Source organism: Nostoc sp. FACHB-888 (assembly GCF_014696655.1).
In the GTDB taxonomy this organism is placed as follows: Bacteria; Cyanobacteriota; Cyanobacteriia; order Cyanobacteriales; family Nostocaceae; genus Nostoc.
On the sequence record NZ_JACJQM010000071.1, the window covers coordinates 1 to 14,279 of the forward strand.

Sequence of the window (14,279 nt, forward strand, 5' to 3'; positions counted from 1 at the left end):
TTTCGGTTGAGGCTGAAACGACGGTAACTCAAGGTTTTTGACAATTGACTTTACAAAACTTTACAACGTGTCCCAATTTGCACGTATCTCGGCGGATACCCCTTAAAGCCAGCAGATTATTCTCCATCCACTTTTTTTAAACTTAATTTAGGATGAAATTGTGGATTTAAATTTCAGACTTATGGTAGATTCTAAATTAGAGCAAACTGTGTTAATAGATAGTGGTCATCCGAAAAATCTAGTCAATATCATACTTTTGATATTTACAATCAAACTTACAATTATCTATAAAAGCGAGAGAGTATTTTTACAAGTGCGATCGCTTACGTTTAACTTTCTTAAACTTCTGATTAGATTGCAGTTTCCTAATGTTGAGGAAATTACAAGTAAGGAACTAGCTCAATTGCTATTAGATTCTGCAAAGCCGCGGCCATTAGTGCTAGATGCACGAAGTCAGACAGAGTATGCGGTGAGCCATATCGAAACAGCAGCGCATATAAACGCTCTTTCACCTGACTTAGCAGAACTTTCAATAGTTTCAAAAGGCAGACCAATTGTCGTGTACTGTGCTGTTGGCTATCGTAGCGCCAAATTAGCCCAGCAGCTCGATAAAGCTGGAATGAAGTGCATTTATAACTTAAGCGGTGGAATTTTTGAGTGGGCAAATGAAGGAAGGCTCATTTTTAGAGACGAGCAGCCGACACAGCTTGTACATCCTTACAATACAATCTGGGGAAAACTGCTGAAAGCTAGTTACCATGCTCAGGAGCATTGAAGTTTCTGCGATCGCATTTCGATAATTTAATTCTTCCCTGTAAAAACCGCTTTCAATTTGTAATATTTTATTATAAAATCTATATACGTGTTATGTTCATAAAAAATAGCTTCCGCAAGCCATATAACTTGTTCAGAAGCCATGATTATAAAATGTAAACAACTAAAAAAGTTGTACAATTTAAGCGCCTACAAGCACTATTCTATCGTTAGCTACTCAGAACTTTTGAAAAAACAAAGTTGTACAATTTCATCATATTACCATCCAAAAACAAATAAAAAAGTTGTATAATTTGGTAAACCACTTCCCTGTAATAATTTGGGAATATTTGCTTCAAGATTTAGTGGTGATGCCTACGGCGGGCTGCGCCTACGCATTCCAAGTACAAAGTTGAATCAACAGCTTGAGTTTCGAGAGATGCGATCGCACTGCCAAATTCCTTCTCCTGTCAATCTGCCCAATCTTTACACAGCAAGTATAAGATTAACTTGAAAGGTTTTACTAAGGCAAAATGTCAGGCGATCGCATTTTGTTTTCATTACTTTTTTAATAAATTGGGAAACTTATTTGAGTAAAGCACTTACTTGGCATCAAATAATTTTATACTTTCTTGATGCTGGCTGGATAATTACTACCTTTAAAGCGCTAAAACTTTATACTCTCAAATAGACTTTACATTTTTACTATTTTTTTTGAAAACGTATTCGTTTCCTTCATCATCTCTTGAATTAAAAGTCATTGGTAATACCCATGAATTAACAGATTAAGTGATTGATATTAGAAAAGTAGTTGAAAAACCGAACTTATCTAATATTATGAATAAAAAATGGGCTGTTAAACGACTTACAATCAATCTCACATCAAGTGAAGCAGAGAAGCTAGAAAAATACTGTTCAATGACTGGCAGACCTGCAACCGATGTAATTCGGGAATTAATTCGCTCTCTTCCCATTGAAGATGAAGAGTAAAAAACTTAAAAGAAATTACAATATATAACTGGACTTTAGACTAAAGTCCAGTTCCAAACAACCTTTTAGAAAATAAGGAGCTTTACTCCTTACTACGAACTTGCCTATCCTAGCAACTAATTTATGCCCCGCAACTTGCGAGTATTATCAACTAAACTCTGAGCAAATTGATCAAATCTTTGGGAGAGTTTTTCATCTACTAGCTTGCCTTCAGGGCTGAACGCACCCCAAGCTTGCCCGATCGCAATTTGTTCGGGAATCACCCAACCATGTACCCAACGGATAATCAGCCGGAGGTCATTTAGGGCGTTGCTATTAGACTGGCCACCCAAGACGCTAATCAATCCTGTCACTTTATCAGACAGTTGATCAAAGCTCATCAAATCTAGAGCATTTTTCAAGACACCACTAACTCCACCATGATATTCAGGTGTCGCTAAAATTAATCCATCGGCACGACTGACAGTATCTTGCAAGCGCTGAACATCTGGGTACTCTGGATATTCCTTTGCGCCAGTGCAAAATGGTAGTTGCAACTGCCGTAAATCCAGAATTTCCACCTCTGCACCAAGAGCTTCTACCCTTTGTACTGCTATTTGTAAAGCAAGCTGAGTATAAGAGTTGGGTCTTAAACTACCGCCAATACCAATAATTCTCACCATAATTAACCTACAAACTATTAACTCGCTACTATCATCAGATTTCTTAAAAAGCGGAATCGTTATGACTATGTTGATATTAGCGATTTGTGTCGGAATGTGTCAAATTAATATTTAGCAAGAGCTGAGGTAACCTCTGGTAGAGCTTGCGCTTTAAACTCCACTCAAAATCTCTGAGTCAGTTGAGAGCAATCAGTGTAGGTTTTTTCGCGTAGCGTCTCCAAAACTTGCCCACACTATGCTGAAAGAGCAACCTCCTGCCTTCTGCGTCTTGCCGAACGTCCTCATGCCTAACCGGAAGAAACTTGGGAATGGTTTTGTGTGGAAGTTAGACTAGATAAGAAAAGTGTAATTTCCAGTTATTACAATTTTTGATAGAAAAATAGGCATAAAACCATAGCTCAACTTGTGCCAGCAGACAAAGGGTAATTATTATGACAAATTTGGGAAAAAAAGCATTGATAAAAAGGCAGTCATCAAAGCGCGTTGCTTGGGTTAGTGCGTTGGCGCAGCCCGCCGTAGGCATCGCAGCTAGTTTGATTATGTTACCAGGAATTTTTGGGAGTACTCCCGTCTTGGCACAAAAGGCAGAGAGCAACTCTATAAACTATGGTCAGTTAATCAAGAAAGTGAAGGCGGGAGAAGTTGAAAGAGTAGAGCTTGACGAAACCGAACAGCTAGCAAAGGTTTATCTCAAGGGGCAAAAAGATAATACACCACCTCAACAGGTAAGACTTTTGGCACAAAATGCAGAGTTAATTGACATTCTCAAAGAGAGGAATGTTGATTTTGGTGAAGTTTCTTCTGCTAACAGTCGAGCTGCTGTTGGGCTATTGATCAATCTCATGTGGATTTTGCCATTAGTGGCTTTAATGCTATTGTTCCTCCGGCGTTCTACTAATGCTTCTAGCCAAGCGATGAACTTTGGCAAATCCAAAGCTCGCTTCCAAATGGAGGCAAAAACTGGAGTGAAATTTGAAGATGTAGCCGGGGTTGAAGAAGCTAAAGAAGACCTCGAAGAAGTTGTTACTTTCCTGAAACAGCCAGAAAGATTTACTGCTGTAGGCGCACGCATTCCCAAAGGAGTGCTGTTAATTGGCCCTCCTGGTACTGGTAAAACTCTACTAGCAAAAGCGATCGCAGGTGAAGCAGGTGTACCATTCTTCAGTATTTCCGGTTCAGAATTCGTGGAAATGTTTGTTGGTGTAGGTGCATCTCGCGTGCGCGACCTCTTCAAGAAAGCCAAAGAGAATGCGCCTTGTCTAATATTTATCGATGAAATTGACGCAGTAGGCAGACAACGGGGTGCTGGTATCGGTGGCGGTAACGACGAGCGCGAACAAACCCTCAATCAACTGCTCACCGAAATGGATGGTTTTGAAGGTAACACAGGCATTATTATTATTGCTGCCACTAACCGCCCAGATGTTCTAGATGCAGCGCTGCTCAGGCCAGGACGCTTTGACAGACAAGTGATGGTGGATGCACCGGATCTCAAAGGGCGACTGGAAATTTTGAAAGTCCACGCACGGAATAAGAAAATTGATCCTAGCGTATCATTAGAAGCGATCGCTCGTCGCACTCCTGGTTTTACTGGCGCAGACTTAGCCAACTTACTCAACGAAGCTGCCATTCTCACTGCTAGGAGGCGCAAAGAAGCTGTCACCCTTTTAGAAATTGATGCTGCTGTCGATAGAGTCGTTGCAGGTATGGAAGGTACCGCCTTAGTAGACAGCAAGAGCAAGCGCTTGATTGCCTATCATGAAGTTGGACATGCTTTAGTTGGCACATTCCTCGAAGGGCATGACCCTGTACAAAAAGTTACACTCATCCCACGGGGACAAGCACTGGGATTAACTTGGTTTACTCCCAACGAAGAACAAGGGTTAATTTCGCGTTCCCAACTCAAAGCCAGGATTACTGCTACTTTGGGTGGTCGCGCCGCCGAGGAAATTGTTTTTGGTAAGCCAGAAGTGACCACAGGTGCAGGCAATGACCTACAACAAGTTACAGGAATGGCGCGGCAAATGGTGACACGCTTCGGGATGTCAGAATTAGGCCCATTGTCACTAGAAAATCAGAGTGGAGAGGTATTTTTGGGACGTGACTGGATGAATAAATCAGAATATTCTGAGGAAATTGCCGCCAAAATTGATTCACAGGTGCGCGAAATTGTTAACAAATCCTACATTAGAGCAATAGAACTGTTGCAAGAAAATCGCATAGTTTTGGAGCGTTTAGTAGATTTGTTGATAGAACAGGAAACAATTGAAGGCGATTTATTCCGCAAAATTGTTGCTGACAATACCCAGGTAGCCGATGCACAAATAGCTGTACCTCATTAAGAAATAGTTGATCTCCTTACTACATTGTGGCGGAAGTTTACCTAACTTTAAGAAGAGGATTTGCGCTGTGCTGTACTAGTGAAAATCCAAATATTCTTCCCGGCTTTTTCCAAAAGTCGGGAATTTTTTGTGAAAAATTATTTTTCATAATGTAGATGCATTCGCGTAGCGTCTCGTAGAGAAGCAGCTTACCGCAGGCTACCGCAGAGGCACAGAGAACGCAGAAAAAATTTTACGAATTTGGTATTATGTGTCATTCCGTAAAACTCTAAATGACTGATTCCTACTTTCCCATGTACGAATATCCAAGTAGAGTTGTGTCTGGTGAAAGTAAATTTCTTCATAAGCAAGCCGTAAACTACGCTCAAGACTGTTCGGTTCAACATCAGCAGCTTTGTTAGAACCAAGTGCTTTGCGTAAACCAAACGACAGAATCTCCACCAAATGATGACCACAACAGATTTGCCAAGGATCGTAGTTATTGTTTTTCAGACTCTTTAGCCGTTCTTGCAGATTTTTTTCATTCAAAGAGAAAGCTTGGGATTTATTCTTAATCTCTTGAATCATCTTGAGTTCATCAATTTGCAGAGTTTGCTCATCAATGAACTTGCTAAATGTAATACCCTCAAAGGTTAGATTTAATCCGTCACATTTAGATATCCAAAGCAAATAACCTACGGACATCCCATTTTCAATTAATACTAATTTTACATCTCGATTAAACTGAGCAATTTTCTCTTCAGAACCAAATTCAGCAAGTACTTTGTTAAATGCTGGTGAGTTAATCAGCATAGTTTCAAGGTCATGGCTGTCCGTGTAAAGCAGATTAAGACTGGTATATAACAAAGTTTCAAGGCGATCAAAATCTGCATCAACAATCGCTAAAACTCCCTGAAAATTTGATTGTTCCAAAGTTTTTAAAATTTCAATAGCACGCTGTTTACTAGAGGGTTTTCCTGAAGTTTCAACTAACTCACAAACTAATAGGTCAACAAATCGCTTATAGAAAGTTTTATCAGAACTTCCTTCCACTAACAAAAAAGTTCCAGTATATGTGCTTCGTCGTAATCGTATTTGGTTAGCAACGCGGTCAACTGTCAGAAAATCTCTCACTTTTGTGGCCCTTTCAGTTCAACCGTCAAATCCCAGCGATCTTGAATAATATCTGGTGAATGAGTAGCCATTAGTATATTTAAATCTGCAAGTTGCGTAATGTCTTGTAAGTCCTTTAAAAACTGAACCTGCCATCCTACATGAAGAGATAATTCAGGCTCATCAATTAAAACTAGAGAGTTAGGCTGGACTTTAAATAAGAGTTCATATAGAAGAACTAACTCATGTTGCTCACCAGATGATAAATCTGGTGGTAAAAGAGTTTTTGAATTAGATAACGATGATTGATAAAGTGTTGTAAAAACAAATCCTTTTTCTTTACTAAAATTTATTTCTTTGTAGGAATAGGCAAACTTATTATTAATAATTTTCCTTAGCAATTCGATTTTACTTGCAATTTCAGCAAAAACACTCAGCTTTTTTTCCACATCTTCAACATATACCGATAAAGCATTTTTGGTGCTTTCATCTATATCTTGAGGCTGGATTTGAAATTCTGAATCTTCATCTTTATCCAAAAGACCTACTTCTATTAGACGAGAGCGATTTGCTTCAAGTTCGTTTAATTGATCTCGAAGTTGTTCATCTGTTAAATCTGCGGATGATTGTTGCTTCACTACTCTAACTGGAAAAGTTCTGTCAAGAGATTGAGATATTGTACCGTATTCCTTAAATTTATCTTGCATCAGTTTAGCAAGTTCATCAGAATAGGCAGACACAGTTGACAACATTGAAGGTGTTTCAGCAGACCGTCTGGAAGAACGGTTAGGAACAAAATTAAGCAACCGTTGTGACTCAATGAGGCGAATATTAATATTGCTTTGCAATTTTTCTAGCCAATCAGGAATGGCTTCTTGTGACTTCAAGTTTGAGGACGATAAATTATCAACAATTTCTAGAGCTTGTTCATAAAAAGTAATTGCTCCAATGTGATTATCCAGCGATTTTAGAGTATAAGGCATTTCTTGTATAACAGAATCTTCAAGTACAATCGGAAATCCTCTATCAGAGCGAATCTTTGGTGGCTTTAGAGAAAAATAAACTGCTTCTGAATAAGGCTGATAAAATTTGAAAACAATGTTATTTTTTTCCGCATTTTCTGAAGTTTCAGTATTTTTTATAATTTCAATCCTACTATTATCATCAAATTCAACTCGAAAGTCTTTAAATGGGATAGCTCTTAGCTCTACGTATCGAGAGTTAAAAAAACTATTTAAAATTCTTAAAATCGCTGTTTTTCCAAAACCATTTGGGCCATGAATAATAGTGATACGTTCATCTATATTCAATGGAATCAAATGGTCAAAGATTCCAAATAAGCCTCTGATAGAAATTTGCTTAATTCGCATAGTCATTTAGTCCTATAAGAAGCATTGGCTTCATGACTTTGATTGTAACTTCTATCTTTCTCTGGAAGTTCCCAGAGGGTAGCCGACACATCCTGCGGGATATTGCTACAGATTTTCCCCTGTTTAACTAGGTTGTTGAGGCTAAAATCATAATAGTTGCGCTAGTTCTAACAGCGATCGCACAATCAGGCATCATTTACCTCTAAAGTGAGTTAAGCAATTGCTAAAGCTTTTTGGTACAGTATTCTAGAAAATCGATATCACGAGAATAGGCGATCGCTCATTGCAATTGCCAGTTTATTGCTCAAAATTTAGAACGCAGTTGCTATGATCAAACGCCTGCTTGTGGTAGAATCTCCCGGAAAAGTCAAAAAACTCAGTCAAATTCTGGGTTCGGATTGGAAAGTTCTAGCCAGTTGTGGTCATATCCGAGAACTCAGCAATGAAGGGGACGATTCTTTGGGCTTCGTCATGGACGGCAGTAATGTTAGGTGCAATTACGTCCCGCGTGACCAACGAGCGAAGGAAACAATTCAGAAACTTAAGTCTGCGGTGAGGCAAGTTGATGAAGTTGTCTTAGCAACTGACCCAGATAGGGAAGGTGAAACAATTGCTTGGCATCTCAAAGAAACGCTGGGTTTAAAGGAACCGAAACGAGTAATTTATACTGAGATTACAGCATCGGCGGTACAGAGTGCGATCGCTAATCCCAGAAAGCTAGACCAAAACTTAATCGGTGCTGGGCTGTGCCGAGATTGCCTAGATAAGTTGGTGGGTTACAAAGGTAGCCCTTTAGTTTGGGCATTGAATAACGGTGCTAAGAGTGTTGGCAGAGTCCAAAGCGCCACGTTGCACCTGATTTGTCAGCGAGAAAACGAAATTCTGGCTTTTGTTCCCCAAGATTACTGGAGTGTCTGGGTAGATTATGCTGAAGGATTTCGGGCTTTTTACAAAGGGACGGTCGATTCTGCAAAAGATGCAGCAGACCAAGAAACTGAAACTCACGATGACGCGAAAGTAGGTAATAGTCCAGAAACACCGGAATCTAAGCGCGTTCTTTCCGAAGCAGAGGCTACACGTTTAGTTGAAGAAGCACAGCGACATCCTCATCAGGTTATTCATTTTGAAGGAAAAATCGTCAACCGCCAGCCACCTCCACCATTTACAACTTCCAGCCTTCAGCAAGCAGCCGGTTCAAAGCTGAAGTTTGCTCCCGACAAAACCATGATTGTAGCCCAAAAGCTTTATGAGGCAGGGTTGATAACATATATGCGAACAGACTCAGTAATGCTGAGTCCAGAATTTTGTGCCAGCGCTCGTAAATGGTTAGAGCAAAATGATCCGCCGAATGTACCGCAGCAAGTCGCCAAGCATCGTAGTAGCAAATCGGCTCAAGAAGCACATGAAGCGATTCGTCCAACGGATGTGTTTCGTCCCTCAGTTCAATTGCGTTTAGAACTTCCTGATGATGAATTTAATCTGTATGTGATGATCTGGAAACGATCAATTGCTTCTCAGTGTCGTGCTGCTCAATTGCGTAAAACTCTGGTGATTACTCAGTCTGGTTCTCTACTGTGGTCAGCCAGAGGGCAAGTAATTGAATTTTACGGTTATGCCCGGTACTGGAATAATCTCAGCAAGGATAGTGTTTTACCTTCATTACAACAGGGACAAGCATTGAAGCTGGAGAATGCGGGACATGAGCAGAAGCAGACTCAGCCACCACCCCGTTATAGCGAACCAAAATTAGTGCAACTGATGGAACGTAAAGGAATTGGTCGCCCAAGTACATACGCTCCTACTGTTGCTACCTTAAAAAAACGAAATTATGTCGAGTTGAAAAAAGACCATCTGCAACCGACGGCGTTAGGGTTAGAAGTTGATGCATTTTTGCTCAAAGCACTGCCTGATTTACTAGAGGCGGAATTCACAGCGAAAATGGAAGATGCTCTTGATGCCATTTCTGAAGGAAAAAACTCTTGGGAGCATTATTTAACTAGTTGGAATCAAAATTACTTTGTACCAGCGCTTTCCAAAGCTAAAACTGTAGTTGCGAGTTCCCCAACAGGTAAAGCTAATGTGATAACTGAGCGCAAATATGAAACTTCTAAAACGCGATGCCCTGAATGCAAAAGTTTTCTCGCCAAAATTCCGAGTAGTAAAGTTAAAAAGAAATATTTTCTCAAATGCATAAAAGGCTGTGATGTTGTGCTATTCTGGAGCGATTTTAATAAAACTTGGCAGCCACCACGAACTAAAGCAGCGCAAGCTGAGAATCAGCAAAAGCTTCCCGTCAAAATAACAGCATATCCCTGCCCGGTATGTAAGAAACCTCTAGAAGAGTACAGTTATATTAAAGAGGGGCAGAGTAAGAAAATGTTGCGATGTTCTGACCCACAATCGCGTAAAGATACTAAACATAAAGATGTGGCTTATTTCAGTACGCAAAAAGGGTGGTGGAGTCCTAAGTTTGGGGAGATATCAAAAATTTAACTAATTTTAGCTATTAGTGTTGCAGGTCACTACATTTAATCTTTTACTTACTCAGTTTCTTTGAAAATATCCTCATCATCTTCAATTTCATCAGATTCCTCTTCGTCCTCCTCAGAAGAGTCAAGCAAATCTCGAACTTTAGCAAAGGTGTCATCTGATTCAGAAGATTCCTTTATCTGCTCATCAATAAAATCAACTTCAGGTAATATCACATGAAACTCTCTTCTCCAAGTTGAAATCGAAGCTTCATTCCAGCTGATCTCGTTACTGACATCATCTTTAGTACGTTTTATCAAATCTCTCACGCCATCAGACGAATCCAACAATATCATTTTGACCAATTCTATACATTTTTCAGTTCCAGTTCCTGTAGTGATCATGGTTAGCTTTTCATTTGGCCGCACTAGAACATTAAACCAATGGGGTGCATTCCGGCAGAAAAAGCCATCTTTATCCATTTTAGTAATACTAAGCGATACGGCATCAAGAATCGCTGGAATACGGTACTCTATTCTGATCTTAAGGAGGAACCTTGAAACAGCAGAAAATAGAATTTTTTGTCCTAGTATTGTATACAGAACGTTAGAATCTCGTAATTCTTTTATACTTGTTTTTTGAACTGCACTTAATCGAGATTGTTCAGGTTGAATAGGGATATTAATACCTACGTAGTTAAGCTGTGATACCCAATCCTTGAATGGTTGAAGTTCAGTAAAAAACCACTTAAGCAATGCTTTTGTGCCTATTACAGGAAGTTTAGGATGAGACTCATAATAGGTTGCTAGAGCTGTATCACGTTCTGTTAGTGAATTAAATGATTTCTTTAAAGCTTGCTTCTGATAATCTTTCAATAGTTCAATAGTACATTGGCGAACCAAATCTAGAGTCGTTAGGTAAGGTTCTGATTGAGTCAAATTCCTTGACTTGGAAGACCATTTAACGAATCTATCTTCAAGCACTCCTTCCTCTAAAAGCTTTCTAGGAATCAATGCTGATATTTTACTGTCATCAAGCAATAGTTGAGTTTGTTTATCGATTGATTTCGCAGTTTTGTTTATAACTGTAAAGATATTGCGAGTTGCTTTAATTATCTCATCTCTTACAGTTTCGCTTGAGTCTGCATGACCCACCTTGCCAAGATCGCGAAAGACTAGATAAACCACTGGTATATCAAAGGTTTCTGAGCAATTGAAATTTTCATTTATTTGTTGAGGATTTAAAGGCTCTTTTCCAGTATGGGCATTCCAATATCTCCTTAGTGAAAGAAGTCTATGTTGACCATCAATTACAATTCTAGCTACATTCTTATATAATTTTAAATTGACCCATTTTTCAATAGGTTTTCCGTCGCTACTAACTGTAGAGAAGTCCCAAAACTCTCTTTGGTCATTCGAGTTGGGTAACAGTACGACAACAATTGAATTAAAAAAGCGAATTCCACCCTGTGCTAAGTAAGAAAATATTTCTGTATTCGCTCTGTTTTCATCTAGTTTCCTCTGAACTCGTTCCGAGAAACTCCAACTGCCTTGAATTTCATCAGCAAATCTAATATTTTCAACTGCGTCACTTTGATCAAGTGTTGTTATAAAGTACCTAACATCACCAAACTTACCACTGATTGCCTTATATTCAATCGTCTCTGGAGACTGATTATCTAGTTCCATTTTCTAACTCCTCTGTGTATTAAATTTAGGCTGACATAGTTGAATTAATAGGCTTTCTAACTCTCTAGAAATATTTTTTGGGCAAGGTAAACAAACGAATAAAAATTCATCATTGGATCTTAAGCTTGCGTACTTTAAGAAAAACCCATCATCTCGCTCCAAATGCTGAATGAATCTATCTCTTAAGTTACTTGCAGTGCCAATGTAATCCGGTCGTTGGAGAATGCTACATGAGATGAGAAGACTTTTTAAAATTCTTCGTTCTTTAGGCTGAGAAACAGCTTTGATAAATTCATCCATTTTTGGAGACAAACCAACTGACTCTCCACAAGTATCGACAATGAACTTGCTTCTATTATCTTTCTCAGAAAACTTTGTTTTAAATACCGTATTTTTCATACGAGTCTCTATATGGTCAGATAATTTATTTTCTAAAAAATCAAATGCATGATATAAGGCATAAATACCTGATGTTTCAGGAAGATAATCTGCGGCAGATATAGTTGCTGTGACTACAGTAAAGTTCTTGAAAAAGTTGTCGTGGACTGTTTCTTCCATAGATAGAAATCATAAAAAATTTAGATCAGAAAGCTCCGTTCCATTACCATGAGCAGAAAGCTATCCCTTTCCTCAACACCTGACATTCAAGACGTTATCTATTCACGCCTGAAGAACAAGAGTATATATATCTCAAAGACACACGATGCTCCTAAAACAGAATATAGACTGTTTAGAGGTTGTAATGTGTATTTAAGCACAAGTAACGAGCAGCTAGAAGCTGGTGAATATTAGTCTATGTATTTTTAACACAATTGATTCACTTTAGCCGCAAGTTCTGCGATATTCATCTGCTCGTAGTGTTCAAAAGGTTGATGAATCCAGGGGTTGTCAGGCAGATAATCAACATAATAATTGGGTGCTATAACTGAACAGGCTTTATACCAAAGAACGGCGGTGCGAATTTCCTCAATGGGGAAATCAGTATTTTGCTTGAGCCAAGGTATAGTCTGCTGGAGTGTTACCCCAGAGTCTACCAAATCATCTACTAGGAGAATGCGCGAACCTAAATTTTCGGCAGTCATCGTTAGGTGGCGGGAGAAAATTAAATTATTTCTTTCAGTGCCACTGTAGGATGAGGTTGCTAAAATTGCCAGAGGCTGCTGGTATATACGGGAAAGAATATCTCCAACTCTTAGTCCTCCTCTGGCAAGACAGATAATCTGGTTAAATTCCCAACCGGATTCATAAATCTGAATAGCCAGTTGTTCGATTTTTTGGTGATAATCTGACCAAGAAACATAAAGGTCTGGCATAAGTCTAACGGGAGTGGTAGATAGCTAATATTTAAGGCAATCGCAGACTTTTTATTTTAGTATGAGTGCAAAGTTTTATGAATGATTCTACTGCTGATGGCGATGCCCAACGAAATCCTCTTACTGAAAAACTCGACTTAAAAACCAAGCTGGCTTACGGTGCAGGGGATTTAGGGCCGGCAATTACTGCAAATATTTCTGTCTTTTATCTGCTGATTTTCTTTACTAATGTCGCTGGTATCCCTGCGGGTTTAGCTGGCACTATTTTGATGATTGGCAAAATCTGGGATGGGGTAAATGATCCGCTTGTCGGGTTCCTGACTGATAAAACAAAATCTCGCCGTTGGGGCCGTCGTCTTCCTTGGATATTTTATGGGGCTATTCCCTTTGGAATTTTCTTCTTCTTGCAGTGGACTGTACCGCAATTTAGTGCAAATCAGAGTGAGAATATTTGGCCGCTGTTCTGGTATTACGTAGCGATTGGGATTCTATCTCAGTCGTTTTACACGGTTGTGAATTTGCCTTATACGGCGATGACTCCAGAACTAACTCAAGATTACGACGAACGCACCAGCCTTAACAGCTATCGCTTTACATTTTCCATTGGTGGCAGCATTCTGTCATTGATTTTAGCGCTAATTATTTTTATCAAAATTGCCGATCGCCAACAAGCATATCTCGCTTTAGCAGCAGTTTGTACTGTAATTTCGATTTTAGGATTATATTGGTGCGTTTTTGGAGTCCGCGATCGCATCTTGGCTTTTGAGGCTAAACGCATTCTAGCCGAGGAACCTGCATCTCTCCCCTTCGGCGAACAGCTAAAAATTGTCTTTAGCAACCGACCTTTTTTATTTGTTATTGGTATATATCTTTGTTCTTGGCTAGGTGTGCAGATTACAGCCAGCATTATTCCCTATTTTGTAGTCAATTGTATGGCTCTTAAAGAATCAGATGTGCCCACTGTGCTGATTGCAGTCCAAGCAACTGCCCTGCTGATGCTATTTGTCTGGGGTGAGTTGAGTAAAAAAGTCGGCAAAAAAGTTGTTTATTTTCTGGGAATGAGTTTGTGGATAATAGCCGCCGCCGGACTATTTTTCTTAAAACCTGGTCAAATAGTTTTGATGTATGTGATGGCTGTCATGGCAGGTATTGGTGTTTCCACAGCTTATCTAATTCCCTGGTCGATGATGCCAGATGTGATTGAATTGGATGAACTGCAAACTGGACAACGCAGGGAAGGCATTTTTTATGGCTTCATGGTTTTGCTGCAAAAATTTGGTTTAGCTTTCGGGCTGTTTTTGGTGGGAAATGCTTTGCAAGTATCTGGTTTCAAAGAATCTGTAGCCGGAAGTCCACTACCCATTCAACCTGAATCTGCACTGTTTGCTATTCGCATTGCTGTTGGGCCTATACCTACAGTTTGTTTGCTTTGTGGCTTAGTTTTAACTTATTTTTACCCAATTACCCGCGAGATGCATGCAGAGATCATGCTGAAACTTAAAGAACGGCAAGAGAAGAGGGGGAGTTGAGGGAGTGGGGCAGGGGAGGAAGGGGGCAGGGGAGACAAGGGGACAAGGTGAATTTTTATGCTTGTTCACGA

Annotated in this window: 12 protein-coding genes; 6 read left to right on the forward strand and 6 right to left on the reverse strand. The window is 39.5% G+C overall.

Features of this window, described 5'->3' with window-relative positions:
• The first annotated feature begins 181 nt into the window (after positions 1 to 181).
• From H6G26_RS27870 to H6G26_RS27880, 3 genes are all read left to right on the forward strand, one after another.
• Complete coding sequence (locus H6G26_RS27870) at positions 182 to 775, forward strand: rhodanese-like domain-containing protein (protein ID WP_190733292.1); 594 nt, start codon at positions 182 to 184, stop codon at positions 773 to 775.
• Positions 776 to 1,093: 318 nt separating this feature from the next.
• On the forward strand, positions 1,094 to 1,267 hold the full coding sequence (locus H6G26_RS27875) for a hypothetical protein (RefSeq protein WP_190733294.1): 174 nt from the start codon (positions 1,094 to 1,096) through the stop codon (positions 1,265 to 1,267).
• A 323-nt stretch (positions 1,268 to 1,590) separates the two neighbouring features.
• The gene (locus H6G26_RS27880; RefSeq protein WP_190733296.1) at positions 1,591 to 1,743 is read left to right on the forward strand and encodes a ribbon-helix-helix protein, CopG family; all 153 of its coding nucleotides are present in this window, start codon (positions 1,591 to 1,593) and stop codon (positions 1,741 to 1,743) included.
• A 116-nt stretch (positions 1,744 to 1,859) separates the two neighbouring features.
• Here H6G26_RS27880 and H6G26_RS27885 read toward each other — a convergent pair whose 3' ends face one another.
• Entirely contained in the window at positions 1,860 to 2,405 is a 546-nt protein-coding gene (locus H6G26_RS27885) for an NADPH-dependent FMN reductase (protein WP_190733298.1), read from the reverse strand.
• 431 nt (positions 2,406 to 2,836) lie between these two features.
• Here H6G26_RS27885 and ftsH point away from each other — a divergent pair, with 431 nt between their 5' ends.
• Positions 2,837 to 4,747, forward strand: coding sequence for an ATP-dependent zinc metalloprotease FtsH (ftsH, locus tag H6G26_RS27890; RefSeq protein ID WP_190733300.1), 1,911 nt, complete (start codon positions 2,837 to 2,839; stop codon positions 4,745 to 4,747).
• 246 nt (positions 4,748 to 4,993) lie between these two features.
• Here the strand turns inward: ftsH and H6G26_RS27895 are convergent, their stop codons facing one another.
• Positions 4,994 to 5,860, reverse strand: a complete 867-nt coding sequence (locus tag H6G26_RS27895; RefSeq protein WP_190733302.1) for a DUF4435 domain-containing protein — start codon at positions 5,858 to 5,860, stop codon at positions 4,994 to 4,996.
• On the reverse strand, positions 5,857 to 7,209 hold the full coding sequence (locus H6G26_RS27900) for an AAA family ATPase (RefSeq protein ID WP_190733304.1): 1,353 nt from the start codon (positions 7,207 to 7,209) through the stop codon (positions 5,857 to 5,859). Before H6G26_RS27900 ends, H6G26_RS27895 begins: the two co-directional genes overlap by 4 nt.
• Before the next feature lie 327 nt (positions 7,210 to 7,536).
• On the opposite strand from H6G26_RS27900, the gene topA reads away from it, so the two are divergent.
• Positions 7,537 to 9,702 carry a type I DNA topoisomerase gene (gene topA / locus H6G26_RS27905; protein ID WP_190733306.1) on the forward strand — a complete coding sequence of 722 codons (2,166 nt, stop codon included), beginning with the start codon at positions 7,537 to 7,539 and terminating at the stop codon, positions 9,700 to 9,702.
• A gap of 47 nt (positions 9,703 to 9,749) precedes the next feature.
• Here topA and H6G26_RS27910 read toward each other — a convergent pair whose 3' ends face one another.
• The 3 genes from H6G26_RS27910 to H6G26_RS27920 all read right to left on the reverse strand — a co-directional run bounded on the left by H6G26_RS27910 (position 9,750) and on the right by H6G26_RS27920 (position 12,679).
• Entirely contained in the window at positions 9,750 to 11,366 is a 1,617-nt protein-coding gene (locus H6G26_RS27910) for a DNA sulfur modification protein DndB (RefSeq protein ID WP_190733308.1), read from the reverse strand.
• 3 nt (positions 11,367 to 11,369) lie between these two features.
• Positions 11,370 to 11,924 carry a GIY-YIG nuclease family protein gene (locus H6G26_RS27915; protein ID WP_190733310.1) on the reverse strand — a complete coding sequence of 185 codons (555 nt, stop codon included), beginning with the start codon at positions 11,922 to 11,924 and terminating at the stop codon, positions 11,370 to 11,372.
• A gap of 245 nt (positions 11,925 to 12,169) precedes the next feature.
• Entirely contained in the window at positions 12,170 to 12,679 is a 510-nt protein-coding gene (locus H6G26_RS27920) for a phosphoribosyltransferase (protein WP_190733312.1), read from the reverse strand.
• Between the two features lie 77 nt (positions 12,680 to 12,756).
• Here H6G26_RS27920 and H6G26_RS27925 point away from each other — a divergent pair, with 77 nt between their 5' ends.
• Positions 12,757 to 14,208 carry an MFS transporter gene (locus H6G26_RS27925; RefSeq protein ID WP_190733314.1) on the forward strand — a complete coding sequence of 484 codons (1,452 nt, stop codon included), beginning with the start codon at positions 12,757 to 12,759 and terminating at the stop codon, positions 14,206 to 14,208.
• The last annotated feature ends 71 nt before the right edge of the window (positions 14,209 to 14,279 follow it).

Bases quoted from the DNA above. Each gene is read 5' to 3' on its own strand.
- H6G26_RS27870 (WP_190733292.1), top strand. From the start codon at position 182: ATGGTAGATTCTAAATTAGAGCAAACTGTGTTAATAGATAGTGGTCAT.
- H6G26_RS27880 (WP_190733296.1), top strand. From the start codon at position 1,591: ATGAATAAAAAATGGGCTGTTAAACGACTTACAATCAATCTCACATCA.
- H6G26_RS27885 (WP_190733298.1), bottom strand. From the start codon at position 2,405: ATGGTGAGAATTATTGGTATTGGCGGTAGTTTAAGACCCAACTCTTAT.
- ftsH (WP_190733300.1), top strand. From the start codon at position 2,837: ATGACAAATTTGGGAAAAAAAGCATTGATAAAAAGGCAGTCATCAAAG.
- H6G26_RS27900 (WP_190733304.1), bottom strand. From the start codon at position 7,209: ATGCGAATTAAGCAAATTTCTATCAGAGGCTTATTTGGAATCTTTGAC.
- topA (WP_190733306.1), top strand. From the start codon at position 7,537: ATGATCAAACGCCTGCTTGTGGTAGAATCTCCCGGAAAAGTCAAAAAA.
- H6G26_RS27910 (WP_190733308.1), bottom strand. From the start codon at position 11,366: ATGGAACTAGATAATCAGTCTCCAGAGACGATTGAATATAAGGCAATC.
- H6G26_RS27915 (WP_190733310.1), bottom strand. From the start codon at position 11,924: ATGGAAGAAACAGTCCACGACAACTTTTTCAAGAACTTTACTGTAGTC.
- H6G26_RS27920 (WP_190733312.1), bottom strand. From the start codon at position 12,679: ATGCCAGACCTTTATGTTTCTTGGTCAGATTATCACCAAAAAATCGAA.
- H6G26_RS27925 (WP_190733314.1), top strand. From the start codon at position 12,757: ATGAATGATTCTACTGCTGATGGCGATGCCCAACGAAATCCTCTTACT.